Origin of the sequence: Cetobacterium sp. ZOR0034, from assembly GCF_000799075.1 — a bacterium.
GTDB lineage: Bacteria > Fusobacteriota > Fusobacteriia > Fusobacteriales > Fusobacteriaceae > Cetobacterium_A.
This window is the reverse complement of the sequence record NZ_JTLI01000053.1, coordinates 33,786-49,867: the sequence shown is the minus strand read 5'-3', so window position 1 is coordinate 49,867 and position 16,082 is coordinate 33,786. Positions and strand designations below refer to the sequence as shown.

At 28.8% G+C, this 16,082-nt stretch carries 24 protein-coding genes; 6 read left to right on the top strand and 18 right to left on the bottom strand.

What is annotated here, in order from left to right:
- The first annotated feature begins 27 nt into the window (after nt 1-27).
- Nucleotides 28-267 carry a hypothetical protein gene (locus tag L992_RS10240; RefSeq protein ID WP_047396091.1) on the top strand — a complete coding sequence of 80 codons (240 nt, stop codon included), beginning with the start codon at nt 28-30 and terminating at the stop codon, nt 265-267.
- 97 nt (nt 268-364) lie between these two features.
- Here the strand turns inward: L992_RS10240 and L992_RS10235 are convergent, their stop codons facing one another.
- From L992_RS10235 to L992_RS10180, 13 genes are all read right to left on the bottom strand, one after another.
- Nucleotides 365-739, bottom strand: coding sequence for a phage associated protein (locus L992_RS10235; RefSeq protein WP_047396089.1), 375 nt, complete (start codon nt 737-739; stop codon nt 365-367).
- The gene (locus tag L992_RS13175) at nt 729-1,226 is read right to left on the bottom strand and encodes a GNAT family N-acetyltransferase (protein ID WP_231549785.1); all 498 of its coding nucleotides are present in this window, start codon (nt 1,224-1,226) and stop codon (nt 729-731) included. Before L992_RS13175 ends, L992_RS10235 begins: the two co-directional genes overlap by 11 nt.
- Nucleotides 1,227-1,274: 48 nt before the next feature.
- On the bottom strand, nt 1,275-2,393 hold the full coding sequence (locus L992_RS10225) for a hypothetical protein (protein WP_047396086.1): 1,119 nt from the start codon (nt 2,391-2,393) through the stop codon (nt 1,275-1,277).
- A 76-nt stretch (nt 2,394-2,469) separates the two neighbouring features.
- The gene (locus L992_RS10220; RefSeq protein ID WP_047396083.1) at nt 2,470-2,718 is read right to left on the bottom strand and encodes a hypothetical protein; all 249 of its coding nucleotides are present in this window, start codon (nt 2,716-2,718) and stop codon (nt 2,470-2,472) included.
- Nucleotides 2,719-2,803: 85 nt separating this feature from the next.
- On the bottom strand, nt 2,804-3,100 hold the full coding sequence (locus L992_RS10215; RefSeq protein WP_047396079.1) for a hypothetical protein: 297 nt from the start codon (nt 3,098-3,100) through the stop codon (nt 2,804-2,806).
- 14 nt (nt 3,101-3,114) lie between these two features.
- Entirely contained in the window at nt 3,115-3,618 is a 504-nt protein-coding gene (locus L992_RS10210) for a hypothetical protein (RefSeq protein ID WP_052193972.1), read from the bottom strand.
- Nucleotides 3,619-4,156: 538 nt separating this feature from the next.
- Nucleotides 4,157-4,318 (bottom strand): hypothetical protein, encoded by a 162-nt coding sequence (locus L992_RS13790; RefSeq protein ID WP_231549784.1) that lies wholly within the window; start codon nt 4,316-4,318, stop codon nt 4,157-4,159.
- Nucleotides 4,311-4,550: a hypothetical protein gene (locus L992_RS13785; RefSeq protein WP_047396076.1), complete on the bottom strand. Its 240-nt coding sequence runs from the start codon at nt 4,548-4,550 to the stop codon at nt 4,311-4,313. Before L992_RS13785 ends, L992_RS13790 begins: the two co-directional genes overlap by 8 nt.
- 126 nt (nt 4,551-4,676) lie before the next feature.
- Nucleotides 4,677-6,086, bottom strand: a complete 1,410-nt coding sequence (gene pepV, locus L992_RS10200; RefSeq protein WP_047396074.1) for a dipeptidase PepV — start codon at nt 6,084-6,086, stop codon at nt 4,677-4,679.
- A gap of 1 nt (nt 6,087) precedes the next feature.
- Nucleotides 6,088-6,396, bottom strand: coding sequence for a PTS sugar transporter subunit IIB (locus L992_RS10195; RefSeq protein ID WP_047396071.1), 309 nt, complete (start codon nt 6,394-6,396; stop codon nt 6,088-6,090).
- Nucleotides 6,396-7,697 (bottom strand): PTS sugar transporter subunit IIC, encoded by a 1,302-nt coding sequence (locus L992_RS10190; RefSeq protein ID WP_047396068.1) that lies wholly within the window; start codon nt 7,695-7,697, stop codon nt 6,396-6,398. The genes L992_RS10195 and L992_RS10190 overlap by 1 nt, the downstream gene beginning before the upstream one ends.
- Nucleotides 7,698-8,654 (bottom strand): N(4)-(beta-N-acetylglucosaminyl)-L-asparaginase, encoded by a 957-nt coding sequence (locus L992_RS10185; protein ID WP_047396065.1) that lies wholly within the window; start codon nt 8,652-8,654, stop codon nt 7,698-7,700.
- Between the two features lie 4 nt (nt 8,655-8,658).
- The gene (locus L992_RS10180; RefSeq protein ID WP_047396062.1) at nt 8,659-8,979 is read right to left on the bottom strand and encodes a PTS lactose/cellobiose transporter subunit IIA; all 321 of its coding nucleotides are present in this window, start codon (nt 8,977-8,979) and stop codon (nt 8,659-8,661) included.
- Between the two features lie 242 nt (nt 8,980-9,221).
- Between L992_RS10180 and L992_RS10175 the strand changes: the two genes are divergently transcribed.
- From L992_RS10175 to L992_RS13560, 3 genes are all read left to right on the top strand, one after another.
- Nucleotides 9,222-10,097, top strand: coding sequence for a replication initiation protein (locus L992_RS10175; RefSeq protein ID WP_047396060.1), 876 nt, complete (start codon nt 9,222-9,224; stop codon nt 10,095-10,097).
- Between the two features lie 131 nt (nt 10,098-10,228).
- Nucleotides 10,229-11,284, top strand: coding sequence for a DNA polymerase IV (gene dinB / locus L992_RS10170; RefSeq protein WP_047396055.1), 1,056 nt, complete (start codon nt 10,229-10,231; stop codon nt 11,282-11,284).
- Between the two features lie 67 nt (nt 11,285-11,351).
- Nucleotides 11,352-11,510 carry a hypothetical protein gene (locus L992_RS13560; RefSeq protein WP_156110681.1) on the top strand — a complete coding sequence of 53 codons (159 nt, stop codon included), beginning with the start codon at nt 11,352-11,354 and terminating at the stop codon, nt 11,508-11,510.
- A 57-nt stretch (nt 11,511-11,567) separates the two neighbouring features.
- On the opposite strand, the gene L992_RS10165 is transcribed toward L992_RS13560, so the two are convergent.
- Nucleotides 11,568-12,158 (bottom strand): NAD(P)H-dependent oxidoreductase, encoded by a 591-nt coding sequence (locus L992_RS10165; protein ID WP_047383298.1) that lies wholly within the window; start codon nt 12,156-12,158, stop codon nt 11,568-11,570.
- Between the two features lies 1 nt (nt 12,159).
- Nucleotides 12,160-13,119 (bottom strand): BMP family protein, encoded by a 960-nt coding sequence (locus L992_RS10160; protein WP_047383296.1) that lies wholly within the window; start codon nt 13,117-13,119, stop codon nt 12,160-12,162.
- Between the two features lie 113 nt (nt 13,120-13,232).
- On the opposite strand from L992_RS10160, the gene L992_RS10155 reads away from it, so the two are divergent.
- A complete protein-coding gene (locus L992_RS10155; protein WP_047383294.1) occupies nt 13,233-13,829 on the top strand; it encodes a hypothetical protein in 597 nt (198 codons plus the stop codon).
- Between the two features lie 45 nt (nt 13,830-13,874).
- Here the strand turns inward: L992_RS10155 and L992_RS10150 are convergent, their stop codons facing one another.
- Nucleotides 13,875-14,444, bottom strand: coding sequence for a 3'-5' exonuclease (locus tag L992_RS10150; RefSeq protein WP_047383292.1), 570 nt, complete (start codon nt 14,442-14,444; stop codon nt 13,875-13,877).
- Nucleotides 14,445-14,554: 110 nt separating this feature from the next.
- Nucleotides 14,555-14,728, bottom strand: coding sequence for a (2Fe-2S)-binding protein (locus L992_RS13350; RefSeq protein WP_081982852.1), 174 nt, complete (start codon nt 14,726-14,728; stop codon nt 14,555-14,557).
- Between the two features lie 127 nt (nt 14,729-14,855).
- Here L992_RS13350 and L992_RS10145 point away from each other — a divergent pair, with 127 nt between their 5' ends.
- Nucleotides 14,856-15,401 carry a helix-turn-helix domain-containing protein gene (locus L992_RS10145; RefSeq protein ID WP_047383291.1) on the top strand — a complete coding sequence of 182 codons (546 nt, stop codon included), beginning with the start codon at nt 14,856-14,858 and terminating at the stop codon, nt 15,399-15,401.
- 54 nt (nt 15,402-15,455) lie between these two features.
- Here the strand turns inward: L992_RS10145 and L992_RS10140 are convergent, their stop codons facing one another.
- A complete protein-coding gene (locus tag L992_RS10140) occupies nt 15,456-16,076 on the bottom strand; it encodes a MarC family protein (RefSeq protein WP_047383289.1) in 621 nt (206 codons plus the stop codon).
- Between the last annotated feature and the right edge of the window lie 6 nt (nt 16,077-16,082).

Genomic DNA, 16,082 nt, shown 5'->3' with positions numbered 1-16,082 from the left:
AAGATAGCCTATTTGGACATTTAAAATTTGATAGCTAAGAAGTTAATTTACACTAAATTTGGTATACTCCCTAAAACTTCAAGATTACTAACTAATTTAGAGCTTCTAAAACTTGGATATCCTCCTATAACTGTTTTAGCTACTGACACATTAGAATATTATCAATCTCTTGATAAAAGATATCGTGGCAATTATGAAGAAGCCTACGATTTCTTTTATAACTGTATAATTGAAAGTTTAAATGAACATTTAAGTTTTATTAACTAAAAAGGAAGATATTGGTTTATGAAAAATAATAATTTAAATTTTCTTTTTCCTAATACTAATTTTTTAAAATATAAAAAGCACTCTTTACGAGTGCTTTTTATTTCAAATAAATAAAAGATTGTGGTGCCACTTTGATATTAAATTCTATTAATTCTAAAGGATCTTTATATTTTTTAATTTCTTTCATTTTTATTGCATATCCTTTTTCTAAATTGTTAAAATATTTGAAAAATTTTTCTTTTTCTATTCCACTTTTATCTTTTGTAATTTCCCAAATTTTTTCCGGAGTCTCATGTAAAATTTCAACAACTTTAAACTCTCCTACAATTTTTTTTATTGGTGAAGTTGCATATATAACAACTGTTTCAACTTTATTTTTAAAAATCAATCTCCTATATTCATATAACTTTTCTTCTAAAAATATTTTATTAACATACTCAGGTTTTATTGATAATAACACTCTAGTTTCCATTATAAATATATTCCTTTTTATTTTTTACATACTTTCCAATAATAACATCCGTTTCTTTAAACTCATAATCAGAAATAATTTTCAAAAAAGCTCTTTGATTAGTTTCTGAAATCGTTATAAGTGGTAATCTTGTTTCTAACCATTCAAACGCTTCTTCAAATAATCTACGACCTATTCCTTTTTTTCTATATATCTCTCTTATTCTTATTGTACATATTTTTTTTTCATAATTATCCTTTTTTAATATTGCTATTCCTGCTAATTCTTTATCTGCAAATGCTAGTATAATCTCTCTACTTTTATTACCTTTTTCTATTTCAGGTTTTACTTTTGAAGTATACCATTCTAAAATGCCAGGATAGTCATTATTTAATATTTTCAAATCTTCACAAATTTTGCTATTTACAAAATCTTCTGTCCAATCAAGAGATATTTTCTGAAGATTTTTCGGAGTTATTTCAGAAGCTTTTACAAAAACTACTTTCATTTTTATCACTTCTTTCCTCATTATTATTTTATATATTTTACTATAATTTTATTCACTTTTCCATTTTTTTATTAAAAAATATACAGAAATACAAATAATAAATCCAATTGTTAAAATTATTATTTCCGGAGATATATTATTGTCTTTTATTATTTTCAACTCAGATAAAAAAGTATTAAAAAATCCAAATATTGAATTTGCTATTATTGCTAAAAACAAAACAAATATTAAATAATAAATTAGCAAGGATACAGATTCTGAAGTAAACTTAAATCTTGTTAAACAAATAAAATTTTCAATTCCTAATTCTTGATTATCATTTGCTATTTTTTTTATATGATACGTTATTGTATCTGTATCTATAAATTCAATATAATCCTTCCAAATTTCTACTTCTAATAATCTACTTTTTATTTTACCATCATAATAAATAAATTCATCATTAGCATTCCTTAATAAAAGATAATGGATTGATTTAATTACAAAATTTTTTGATCTATAATATTCCTGTTTTATAGTTTCAGACCAAGTCCTTTCATCATTAATTCTAAAATCAATCATTTCTATTTTCTTAAAAAAATTACTATAAATATTTTGTTCTGATGTTTGATTCTTTATCATATTTATATTTCCTGAATTCTGTTCAAATCGTATTCTAAAATAATATTTTTTTGTTGAATCTAAGTTTTCTTCAACTTTAGACAATATCTTTCCAACATTTAATTTCAATATAGTTCCCTTAGTATTTTTTGTATTTTCTATTTTTTGTATTTCATATTCTGAATCATGTATTGAATAAACCATAAAGCATTCTTCAGAGTTTCTTCTTTTCACTTTTACTCTATTTGGATGAGAACTGTCAATTTCACACTCTTCATTAAAAATTGCATTAATTAAACTGTTATTCGCCTTCATTTTCCTTCCTAAATCTTCAATCTTTTCTATTTCGAAAGGAATATATATACATATTTCTTCAACCTCTTGTATTTCTGAAACCATTAATCCAAAATCAAAAATAAACGTATCTTTTTTTTTATTTCTCCACAAATTCACATGAATGTCTAAACATACTTTTGACTCTGTTTCTATTTCATCTTTGTTTTTTACTCCAATAATCTTTGTTTCCTCTTTTTTTCTTGGATTATACCAAAGAGCAAAACTTCTCATTTTAGTCTTCAACTCCTACTTATTATAATAATATAATTATATTATAACATAAAATGACATAATATTAATTAAATATTTACTTACTATTTAATATATATTCTTTTATAATTTTAACATCATCTGAAACAACTAATACTCTATTTTCTAAATTAGTATAATTATGCTTTATTTGAGTTTTCATATATTCAACTTCTTTATCATGTAATCTTTGGTCTATTTTTTCATCTATCTTTTTCATAATAAACTTATGATAAACTCCTAAAACACTTCCTAATGATGTAACAATTGTAATACCTAATTTTATGTATTCCATATTTTCTACCAAAATTTAAACAACTCCTTTATAGAATTAGCTCTTCTACAAACTTTTATCTCTATTAGTTTCTTTTTATAATTTAATGGATCTATCCTCACTTCAAAACCTTTTCTTTTGAATGTTGGTCTAAACCCAAATTAACTTTTAACTTTTCTGTTTCTTTTAATAATTGTTCATTTGACACAATAGAACTATCTCCATTAATATCTTGCTGTCTTAATCCCTTTTCAAATGAATCTATTTGGTCAGCTATCATTATAGCTATTTTTTTAGGAATCTTTTGTCCTACCTTTTGACCAAATAAATTTGTTTTAACCTTTGGTAATACTACTCCTACTATTGCTCCTATTAATAAACAAATTAATTCTATATGTTCTTGTATAAACTCCATATTAATCAACTCCTTTACAATTTTATTGATAGTAAATAATTTCTTTGTATAATATTTTCTGCCATTTTATTTTCTATATCTAGTACATCAAACCCGTATTTTATCCATCTTTCTTTTTGTTCTCCAAACATTGTAAATTCATTTATAAGTCTATTTACTTCTAGATTAATCTCTTCCTGAGCTGCTCCTTCTTCCCATACATTAATATCTTTATTCCATAATTTTTTAAATAAATAACTTGGAGCTTCTACTCTAATAATCTTATTGTTTTCTATATATTCTCCATCTTGAAGTAATTCAGTTTTATCATCTAGTAGAATTAATTCTTCTCTAGTTTTTTCTCTTATTACTCCAGAATCTAATATCGGATTTTGAAATTCTATCTCAGTTGATATATGGTAATCTGCATTCCATTCGGGATAATATCTTATTGGTTCAGCTTTAAATTCTCTATATGAATTTACAATTGGTCTTGCTACTACTGTTAATGTTTTTATATTATAAATATATATAATCATTGATTCTCCTTTGTAATTTTATTTTTAGTTTTTCTAATTTTTTATGTTGGGTAAATTATACAATTTATTGAAATTTATTTTGCTATTTTTTTCAAAAATTTGACTTTTTAAAAAGTTTCAAGTATACTACTATTACTAACCCTCGTAGGGTTACCAAGTTGTGTAAATTTCGAGCTTCGGCTCATGTTCAGAATTTAAGCTTTCACTTTCGTGAAAGCTTTTTTTCTGCCCTTGAACAAGGTAGAAAATTTCACACAACTTGGAGGTTTTGCATGATTATCAATATTGAAGCCATCAACATTAATGGTGGAGTATTCTTTATAGGAATCTCTCTAATCTTAATGTTATGGTTAAACAGAAGGTAACCTCAAACCTCTCCCTACGGGGGTATTTTTTATCTCATAAACCTTTTTCTCTTCTAATTTTAAGTATTTTACTTCTATTTTCTGCTCCAGTACGAGCTTTTATATAGTGATCCTTTGCAACTTTAGTATCGTTGTGAGGTGTATATTCTGCAGCAAAATTTATATCTTAAAAATTACTTAATAAATTTATCATACCCTATTAGCTCTCTTATAGTACTTTGCTGCATTTGTACATAGCTTTCTTTACTCTTTGTTATGAATAACCAATCAGAAGCTATGTTCTTGTTCTCTCTATAATCTAAGCATTCTCTTAATATTTTTTCAGTATTATCCAAAAATATTATCTCTACAATTATTTATATATCTTTTTAAAATACTCACACAATTTTTTATTGTTGCTTCAGATAACAATAATTTATTCCCCTCATATTCTTTTAAATAGCTTAAATAGTCTATCATTCTACTCTTATACATTTTATATGTCGTATTCATTGTCTCATAATTTCTAGCCTTATTAGAATCTAAATACATCTCATAGACTTCCATATTTTTTTGATTGTAATTCATTGTTGTTCCTCCTAAAATTTAAACTATAATTATTTTTAATAAAAGTAATAAAAAAGCTATCTTAGTAAGAAGTACCTTTAAAGTACCCTAAACTAAGATAGCTTATTTAAAATTTCAATTCCATAATTAATGTGCTAATTCTAAAACTCCCAAAGCATACATTAACATTCCCTGTTTTAACATATCTATATCCATTTTCTCATCAAAACCATGAGGATTCCCTCTAAACTCTTTAAAATTTGGTCCAAATGCAACTGTATTTGGCATAAGTTTCGCATACGTTCCTCCACCTAAAGCTACAGGTTTATCATCTCTATCTGTTATATCTTTAAAAACCTTCTGAAGTTTTTTAACTAACGGATGCTCCTTCGAAAAATATAAAGGTGCATTATGATTTTCTTTTATAAACTCTACTTCATTATCTTTTCCCACTTTATCAAGTGTAGCATCCAACTGCTTTTCATTAGTCGTAACAGGGTATCTGATATTAAACTTAACGTATATCGAAGATTTTTTTTCTTGAGTCATCACTTTTACAATACCACAACTTAAAGTTAAATCTCCTGTTTCCTCATTTTCAGTTTTTATATCCAATCCCCTTCCATCAGTTTCTATACCGACAACCTTATCCATAAAATTAACAAATCTTTTCAAAGAATCTTTTTCAGATATAACCTCATTTAAAAATCTAAATAGCCATGTTATTGGATTTATTCCTCTATGAGGAGAACTAGCATGAGCTGGTATTCCCTTACATATAATCTCCAAGTAGTTCTCTTTCTCCAAAACTTCAAATTTACACGAACTATTTTTAAAACTTTCTAACTCTTTTAAAACCTTTTGAAATAAATCTTTTTTTAAATATACTTTCGCCTCTTCAGGAACTACATTTGATCTTGTTCCTCCAACTATATCCAATATCGAAGTATCTTCTTTTAAAAAACTATCTTTAAAAGAGAATGTATATATCCCTTTTTCTGAAAATACAACTGGAAACTGTCCATCTGGAGTAAAAGCATATTTTGGAGCCTTCTCTTTTGATAGATAATATTTTATATCTTCATCCCCACTCTCTTCATTTGTTCCAAATATTATTCTAACTCTATGATTAAAAGTTGGAATACACTCTTTCAAAGCTTTCATTGAGTATAAGGCTGAAATAATTGGTCCCTTGTTATCTAAGGCTCCTCTTGAAATAATATTCCTTTCTACTATCTCTCCACTAAAAGGTGGTACACTCCATTTCGAATGCTCTCCCTCTGGTACTACATCTATATGACCTAAAATCCCTATATACTCTTCTCCCTCTCCAAATTCAGCATAACCAATATAGTTATCTAAATTTACAGTTTTAAACCCTAGATCTTGTGCTATTTTTAATGTTTCTTCCAATCCTTTTTTTATCCCTAAACCAAAGGGAGCACCATCGGTGCTCTCCTCTTTTACGGTTTTTATTTTAATAATCTTTTGAATATCTTTTAAAGTACCTTGAAAGTTTTCATCTATATAGTGTTCTAGAGTTTTTCTAGTATTCAAACTACTCCTCAATTAATGAAAGAGCAAAATTCAATATTTTATCCCCTTTCATCATTCCATAATCCATCATATTTATAACTTCAACTTTTTTTCCAACTTCTTGAGCTATTTTATTAAGTTCATCTTTTCTAAATTTAACTTGAGGTCCTAATAAAAATGTGTCATATTTATCCAAATTCTCTTGGAACATCTCTAAGCCAACAGCTTTTATCTCAACAGATATCCCTCTTTTTTCTGCTGATTCTAACATCTTTTTAACAACTATACTTGTCGACATCCCTGCTGAACAAAGTAGTAATATTTTTTTCATTATTTTGCCTCCTTCTCAAATGCCTCCACTGCATCCTCTTCATATTTACTAGCTTTATCTAATATTCTTAAGAACGGTAGATATATCAAAGCTCCTAGCACTAAGTTAACTATTTGAATAATAGCTCCCGACACGTCTCCAACTGTTAAAAATCCACTGATTATTGCTGGTGTCGGCCATGGGAAAGCTACTCCTAGAGGTCTACTTACAAATCCAATTGTCATTGCTAAATATTGAGTTGTAACAAAAACTAAAGGAATTATATTAAACGGTATTAGCATAATCGGGTTTAATATAATTGGCATTCCAAATAGAATTGGTTCATTTATATTAAAAACTCCTGGTATAGCACTAATTGCCCCAACACTTTTTATGTGTTTACTCTTTGCAAAAAGAGCTATCGCTAAAAGTAGTGATAGCGTTGCTCCTGCTCCACCCATCCAAATCATATCAAAGAATTGTTCAGTTATAACATGTGGTAAAGGTAACCCCTCTTTTAAGGCATTGATATTCTCAACTTGATTCTCTAACCAGAAAGGTCTTACAAATCCATTTACCATAGATCCACTATTTATTCCAACTGACCATAATATCGAAATTGAGAATACTGTTAATAGTGATCCAAAGAATGATGTTCCTAAAGCTCTTAATGGCATTGCTAAAACTTTATATACAAAATCGTGAATTGTTCCATACTCTGTATTCATCATTGCTATTCTTAATAATAATGCTAACGATAATATAACTGTTCCTGGAATTAATGCTTCAAATGATTTAATAACTTCAGGTGGTACACCATCTGGCATCTTAATAAGTATCTTTTTATTTACAAAGAATTTAAAGATATTAGCTGTAATTATACCAATTACCATAGCTATAAACATCCCTTTACTTCCAAGCCAATTAAAACTTAAAACAGAACCCATCCCTTCAACTTCAGATAATGGAGTTAAAATTAAAAATGATGCTAGTGATAAAAGTCCAACAGCCACACTATCAAGTTGAAATTGATTAGCAAGTTGCTGAGCAACTAAAAATGCTACATAAACTCCAACCAATGAAAACGTTGCACTTACAGGAATATCTATTATATTTTTCCAATTTTGACCAAAAGTTTCTAGCATAAATTTTTGGTAAGCTGGTAATGGAAATGCTGATATCATTAAAAATATAGATCCGATCATTAAAAGAGGCATCATTAAAACAAACGCTCTTCTAATTCCATTAATATGTTTATTTTTTCCAATCCAAGCTGCTACAGGAACTAACTTCTCCTCTAAAATCTCAATTATTTTTGACATTTAAATCCCCCTTTGAATTTTCTCTTTATATGCTCTCATATACTCTTCAGATGCTACCTCTATCTTTATCTCTCCGTTTTCTTGAGGCGTTGATATATAAACTTGAGGTTTTTCTGTTTCCGTTCCAACACAGAATGTGAATTCAACGTTTGTTCCAATTCCCCATTCTCCTTTATTATTCATCGCTACAATAGATATCTCCCCAGCTTTTCCTCTTCTTTTTCTTAAAGTTTCAGAAAATTCATCTACAGCTTTCTGGGCTGCTTTCATCGGATGCTCTCCCTTTTTCATTCTCTGAACCACTTCATAAGAAAGGCAACCTTTCATTATATCCTCTCCAAGACCTGTTGCTGCTGCTCCTCCAACCTCATTATCAACATAAAAACCTGATCCTGAAACTGGTGAATCTCCAACTCTTCCCTTTTTTTTCATAAAAAGTCCACTTGTTGAAGTTGCTACAGCCATATCTTCATCTTTATCTAAAGCTATCATACAAACAGTATCATGACCATCATATGGAGAAAGATTTTTCTCTTGTATCTCCTTAACTCTTAACTCCCAAGTTTTTTTAGCTCTCTCTGTTAACATATTTTGTCTTACAAAACCATTTTTATGAGCATATGACTCTGCTCCAGCTCCAACTAAAAATATATTATATCTGTCTGCACTTAATTTTCTTGCTATAGATATTGGATTTTTAAAATCTTTTATTGAAGCTATTGCTCCTATAGAAAGAGTTTTTCCATCCATAAATGCTGCATCTAATTCAACTTCACACTCTTCATTTGGAAGTCCACCATAACCTACAGATTTATAGAACGGATAGTCCTCTACAAACTTGACTGCTTCTTCCAATGCATCCTGACATTTTCCACCGTTTTTTAACATCTCTGAACCTAGAGTTACTCCTTCTGAAGCCATTCTCCACGTTGCTATCATACCCCATTTTTTTCTCATACCCCTATTCTCCTTTTAAACCTTTTAACTCTTTGTGCACTTCAATCAACTCTTCTACTAACTCTCTAGCTAATATCGCATTCATAAGATGATCTTGTGCATGAATCATTAGTAGATTTATCTCTATACCTTTTCCATCTGCTTCATTACATATGAGTTCTGTTTGTACACTATGAGCTGCATACATTCTCTCTTTTGCTTCGTCTAACAACTTATTAGCATTTTCAAACTCACCTTTTTTAGCTGCTCTTAAGGCTTCATAAGATAGCGCTCTACTCTCTCCAGCATTTCCAACTATGGCCATTGCTACTGCTTCAATATCCATAAAAAAACCTCCCATATCGTTTCATAGTTTAACTTTATATCATTTCTTTTTATTGGTCAAATCACATTTTTTTAGTGCGTATTTCGTTAACAACATTCGTTTTTTATATATAAAATATTGATTTTAACCTTTTTATAAGCTATTATAATATATAACGATATAAGTTATTACTTCATATCGTTTAAAAAAATATTTTTCATATATAAAAAATTTTATAAAAAATTAGAAAAAAGGAGTTCAAAGTGGAAAATAAAAATATTTTTATTGAATTTTCTAAAAAACTGAGTAAAAAAGAGAGAGATTTTTTAAGATCAGTTGATATCTGTGGTAACTCAGTTACTGTTCATTTAGAAACACTTTATAAAATATTTGAAGTTAAAGAGGAGCCAAAAGTTATAGAATTAGAAAAACTTTTGTTTAAATTTCTTTCTAAAAATATAATTATCTACAATTCAAATCTTAGTTTAAAGAAAAGATTTAATATTCTAAACAGTTATCTCTTTGAAAGAGATTATGTAATCTTTGAATTTTCATCACATATTTTAGATGAAAAAATAAAAAAAATACTTAAATTTAAAGAGAGATATTCATATAGATTTTATCAAGAGATTTTAAACAGTGAGAAAAGCATTTTAAATATCTCAACAGATAATTTAAGAGATCTATTAGAAATTCAAGAAACTTATGATCGATTCTATGATATTGAAAAAAATCTCTTGAAACCTATTTTTAAAGATCTTACATCTATTGGAGAGTTAGATATTGAATATGAAAAAGATAAAGTTGGTGAATATAAAAGTGCTAAAATTTTAGGAATTAAAATCACAAAAGATTATAAAAAAAGCGAAATGGGTGAAATTAAACCTATTTTTACCTTAACTAAAACTTTTAAAAATCTTTTTGAGCTTCACAGTGAACTTATGGAAATCTATAAAAAACTTAAGGGAGATACATCATATATCTCTAGCTATCATTTTAATTCTAAACTTTTAGTTAAAATATACAATATAAAAAATGATGAAACCTTAATTTATAGCTATAAAGAGTTTGTATTTAAAATATTATATAGAAAAGAGCTTCCAACAATTATTGAGATATTTCAAAATGAAAATATATAAATTTCTAATATCTTTTGTAAAAATTGACTTTTTGTAGTATAAATCTTATAATTTAATAAAATACTATGTAAGCTTTCACTCTGTGAAAGCTTATTTTATATAATTATCCCTGAAGGAAAGGAGCCCATCACATGAATAGAGTTATCTGCCACTACGATATGGACGCCTTTTATGCATCCATAGAGATTAGAGATAATCCAAAATATAAAGACAAACCTATTGTTGTTGCTGGTGGTGTCGTAACAACTGCAAGTTATCCTGCCCGTAAATTTGGAATACACTCTGCTATGAACACACTTGATGCTAAAAAACTCTGTCCAAAGCTAATTGTCGTACCTGTAAATAAAGATAAATACGCCTACGAATCTCGAATTATCCAAGATCTTGTGTTAAAAATAACCCATAAAGTTGAATTTATCGCCTTCGACGAAGGTTTTATCGATATTACAGATATCATAGATAAATTTTCATCCAAAGAAAATTTTACCAATCTATTTAGAAAACGTATTTTTGAGATAACAGGCCTTACTTGCTCAATGGGTATCGGATTAAATAAACTCACAGCTAAAATAGCCTCTGATATAAATAAACCCGGAGGGCAACATATCTTTAATACAGAAGATGAGTTTATTGAATTTATCAAAGATAAAAAAGTTCGAAAACTTCCTGGAGTTGGTAAGCAGTTTGAAAAACTTTTAAATAAAGATAATATATTTTTGGTTAAAGATATCTACCCCTTCTCTCTAAAAGAGCTCTGCTCTAAATATGGAACCTCTCGTGGCGAACTTCTCTACACATACAGTCGTGGAATAGATCATAGAGATGTAGAATTCAATAGAGCCATTCATTCTATCGGAAATGAAAATACTTTCCGATTACCTTTAGATTCAGAGGAGGAGATAACTCGAGAGATAGAATCACTTTTCGATTGGTCATATGCTAGACTTATCAAAAAAAATCTCCTAACTAAAACCGTATCCTTAAAAGTGAGATTTAAAAATCGTGAAACAATCTCTCGTTCAAAAACAAGATTTATTCCTACAAATGATAAAGAACTTTTAAAAGGTATGGTTGATGAACTTCTTTTATCCTTAAACCTAACTCGAGATATAAAACTTTTAGGAGTATCTTTTTCAAATTTAGAAAATCCATCAACACGGCAATTAACATTCGAAAAATTATATTAAAATTAAAAGAAGTTTGTCTATTATTAAGTATATTATAGCAATTCAAAATATATTCAAGGAGGCTATTATGAAAAAAATTGTTTTAACTAGTATTTTTTTCAGTTTATTTTTTATTGGATGTTCTAGTTCTCAACCTAAAGAAGAACCTGCAGTTGAAGAGGTTGTAATTGTTGAACCTATAGAAATGGGAAAAGAGGTAATGACTCCACCTATTCTTGACAAATAAACTAATAAACTAATGAAATAAAAAAGGCCACTTTAACACTAGTGACCTTTTTTATTTCTATAAATCTATAAAGCTACTCTCTGAATTCTGTACTTTTAGTCTTTCTAAAACTTTTCTGTGATTTAAATCTTCATTGTTTATATGAACTAGATACCTATCTACTGATTTTAAAATCTCCTCATCTGAAAGTCTCGGAATATCAAAAAGTGCAAAATATGGTAGATAAACCATCTGAACTGCATTTGCTGTTGCTTCTAATGGCCTTAGAAGTTCAGTTATTGTAAAGTTATTATAGCTTCCTCCTGTGTAGGAATATTCTGGTGCTCCAACCGAAAGCGCTACTAAAAACTCCTTTCCTTTCAGTGCATCACCTTTTGGACCATAGGCCCATCCAAACTCTAAAACCCTATCAAAATACTCTCTCAATAAAGCTGGCATACTATACCAATAAAACGGAAATTGAAATACCACTCTTTCAGCTTTTTCAAGAGCTTTTTTTTCAGCTTCAACATCTATCTGACCATCTTCATAAAATTCATCTAAAAATCTTACTTCTATATTTGTTTCTTTAGCTAAACCAGCTAACCAACTTTTATTTACCTTTGAATCATCTATATTTGGGTGAGTCGCAACAACTAATATTCTCATACTACTTCACCTGAATCTTTCCAGAGATTATGTCATTTTTTATCTCTTCAATCAAAGCGATATTTTCTTTTCCAACAATCTCTTTTGTATACTTAAAATCTGTTGTTCCAACACCATTTTCTTTCAATCCAAATGTATACACCCTTCCCTCAAACTTACCATTCACTGTATCTTCAATTATTTTATAAATAGCATTATTTACATTTTTTAGCATAGAAGTCAAAACTTGCCCTTTTACAATATCGTCCTGATCACAGTCCACTCCTATTCCATATATTTTCTTCTCCTTTACTCCTTCTAAAACTCCAATTCCTGTATTTCCAGAAGCATGATATATAACATCAACTCCTTGATTTGCCAAAGAATAAGCATGTTCCTTTCCTTTTAAAGGATCATTGAAAGGTGCATCTCCTCCCACATATGTTGTCACAACATTTATATTTGGATTTATATATTTAGCCCCCTGCTCATATCCATCCTTAAATCTATTTATAAGAGGAATGTCTAAAGCACCTATAAAACCTATTTTATCTGTCTTACTCATCTTAGCAGATATTGCTCCAACTAAAAATGAACCTTCAGCCTCATCAAAAACAAGTGAAGCTATATTTCTTCCCTCTATTGCTCTCGTGTCTACAATGGCATATTTCGTATTTGGAAACTTTGAACTTATGTCCTCCATAGCATCCTGTGCTGTATAAGATGTTGCGATAATTAAATCAAATCCATTTTGTGAATATTCTTCCAAAAAGAAAGCATCTTCCATCCAACTATTTGGCTCAACATACTTTACCTCAATATCAAAATCCTTTTTAGCTTTCAACAATCCCTCATAAGCTGAATCATTAAATGATTTATCACCCAAACCACCCATAGCTAAAATCAGTCCAACCTTCAAAGGTGCTGCTAAAATACTCACAGATAAAATTAAAAAAATAGCTAAAATATTGATTCTTTTCATTTTAAACCTCCCCATAGATATATTTCTCATTATACACCAACTCAAAAAAAAAGGAAGTATAATCTTTTAACGAATATAGAAATATGAAAATATTTTTTCAGGAGTGATGTGTCATGATTAAAAAAATATCTTTTTTTATAATATTTATATTTTTCTTCAGTGGGTGCAGCTCTCTTAATAGCCGAACAGTAGCGATTGACTCATATTCAACTTTAGAAGCTTACCCCGGAACATACTATCTAGTTACTAATACTCCAGGATTTCAGTTACAACAAAGAGTTTTTGAAAGTAATTTAGAAAGTATGTTAAGAACTAAAGGTTATAGAAGAACCTCTAATCCTAAAGATGCCCTTTACAAAATTATATACAACTACAAAATAAATGGTCCATATACTGAGTTTGACACCTATCCTACAACGATTAGTCCGTATTGGCGTGGAGGATATGGATATAGAAGTAGATATGACGATTTTTTCTATAGTGATATCTGGATTAATTCTATATCCGCTTCATCATACTTTGTAAAAACCTTAGAAGTTTCAACTTATACAAACGAAGGTCGGGCGGTTTGGCAAACGATGGGTAGTATCAAGAGTAATAACAATGACCTAAGAGACAGTTTTCCATATTTAATTTCAGCCATCTCTCAATACGTGAATGTAAACTCTAATAAAGTTGTTTATGTAAGTATTCCAGAAATTAAAAATTAAAATGAAAAAAGCAGAGTTGAAATAAAAACTCTGCCTTTCATTTTTTTACTTTTTTAATACCTTTTCTAAACTTTTATAAACCTCTCTTGTAGCACGTATATCCTCTAAAGCATCATGTGCATTCTCTAAAGAGACACCAAAGTGTTTACACCAAGTTTCTAATTTGTTATTTTCTAATATAGGTAAAACACCTATAACTTGAAGAGATTTTACTAAATTAAGAGTACATACATTTAATTTAAAGTTGATAAAACTTCCCATAAATCTATTCCCTAATCTGTTATAAAAATTATATAGCATTCTGAAATCAAAAGGATAGTTGTGGCAAATCATAATCAATTTATCATTTTTATCATATCTATCTACATATTTTAAAAATATACTCTCTAACTCCTTCAATGCATCCTCAGGAGATTGTTCTCTTTGTAATTCCTCCAATGTAAATCCAATGGTTTTTAATGCATCCTCTGAAATATCCGCTCCGGCATGAGGTCTACATCTTATATTAAACCATTCTACAACTTCATTATCTATTTCGATAGCACCAGCTATCTGAACAACTGCTGAATTATCTGTAAGTCCTGTAGTTTCAGTATCTAAATACAATAACTTCATAAGTTCCACCCCTTTTTCATTTTAATATTCTACTCTTAGAGTACTATATTAGCTCCAAAACTACAATAAAAATTTAATAAAAAAAGAGGAAACAAGTTCCTCTAAAATTTTTATCTATCTTCGTTTACAATCGCTTCGATTCTATCTACACATCTTCCGCAAGCTGATCCTGCACCTGTCGTATCTAAAACTTCAACTAATGTTGTAGCTCCATTCTCTATTGCTTTTAAAATTGTTCCTAATGTAACTCCTTTGCAGTAGCAAACCATAGTATTTTCAGACATTTTTGACCTCCATAACTCTTTTTCTTAATTATACATTATTAGTGTAGTATAATGCAAGGTTTTTTTGAAAATTGCAAATATATATAAAATAAGTTATACTTTAAAGAAAATATTTAGGAGTTTTAAAATGAACGATATAAATCTTGGATTAAAAATAAAAAAATTCAGAACTGACCAAAAACTAAGTCTAAAAGAGTTAGCTGAAAAGATTGATTCAACTTCTGCTCTTTTAAGTCAAATTGAAAAAGGAACAACGAATCCATCTATAAATACTCTAAAAAATCTTTCAGTTGCATTGGGTATTCCTCTTTATAAATTTTTTCTAGAGGAAAGCTTCAAAAAAGTTCATATCGTAAAAAAAGATGAGAGAAAAATTATCAAGCCATCTAAAAATAGTAAAGTTTCTTATGAAATTCTAAGTCCAGAACCTCAAACTCACATGGAGTTTATGATTTTAAATTTAGAACCTGACTCATCTTCTACAGAGATTGAGATTGGACATACAGGTCAAGAAGTGGCTTTTATATTGAAAGGTGATGTTATTTTAAATATTGATGGGGAATCCTTCTCTCTTTCAGAAGGAGATAGTATTAAAATTGAAAAATTTGTTAAGCACAACTGGGAAAATAGAAGTTCTCAAGAAGCAAAACTTATTTTTGCTGTAACTCTTTAATCTTCCCTCAAAAAAATTAGGAGAGGTTTCCCTCTCCTAATCAATCTATCAAAATTACATAAATATCCCTTTTATTCCATTTGAAATCAGTTTTACTCCTGCAGACATTATAAAAATCTGCATAACTCTCGAAAGTACAAATAAAACTATCTCTCCTAAAACTTTATCTAACCAGTCTGAAATTGTAAATAGAAACTTCATTATTAAAAATGTAACTGCTACAGCTCCTACAGAGATTATAAGTCCAGCTTCTTTATGAATAATCATAACGGTAGAAATTGTTCCTGGACCAACTAACATAGGAAATGTTAATGGCGTTATTGCATATCTTATCGCTTCTTTTTCAGACATTCTATCTCCAGTGCTATCCTTTGAAACTCCTAGTCCTAAAAGATTTCTAAAAGCTACAACAATCAGTATCATACCTCCGGCAACTCTCAACTCATCCATACCTATTTTATACAGATATTTCATGAAAAAATCCCCGGCAACTATAAATCCAGTTACTATTCCAAATCCTGCAAGTACTATTGCATTATACATCTTTTTTCTTATTTCTGGTTTTTGATCTTTTGTTAATGTCATAAATAAAGGTACGTTTCCAAATGGGTTTAATATACCTATTATTGTAAGAACATACGTTAAGATATCTATGAACAAATCTTTTCCTAACATTCTTCA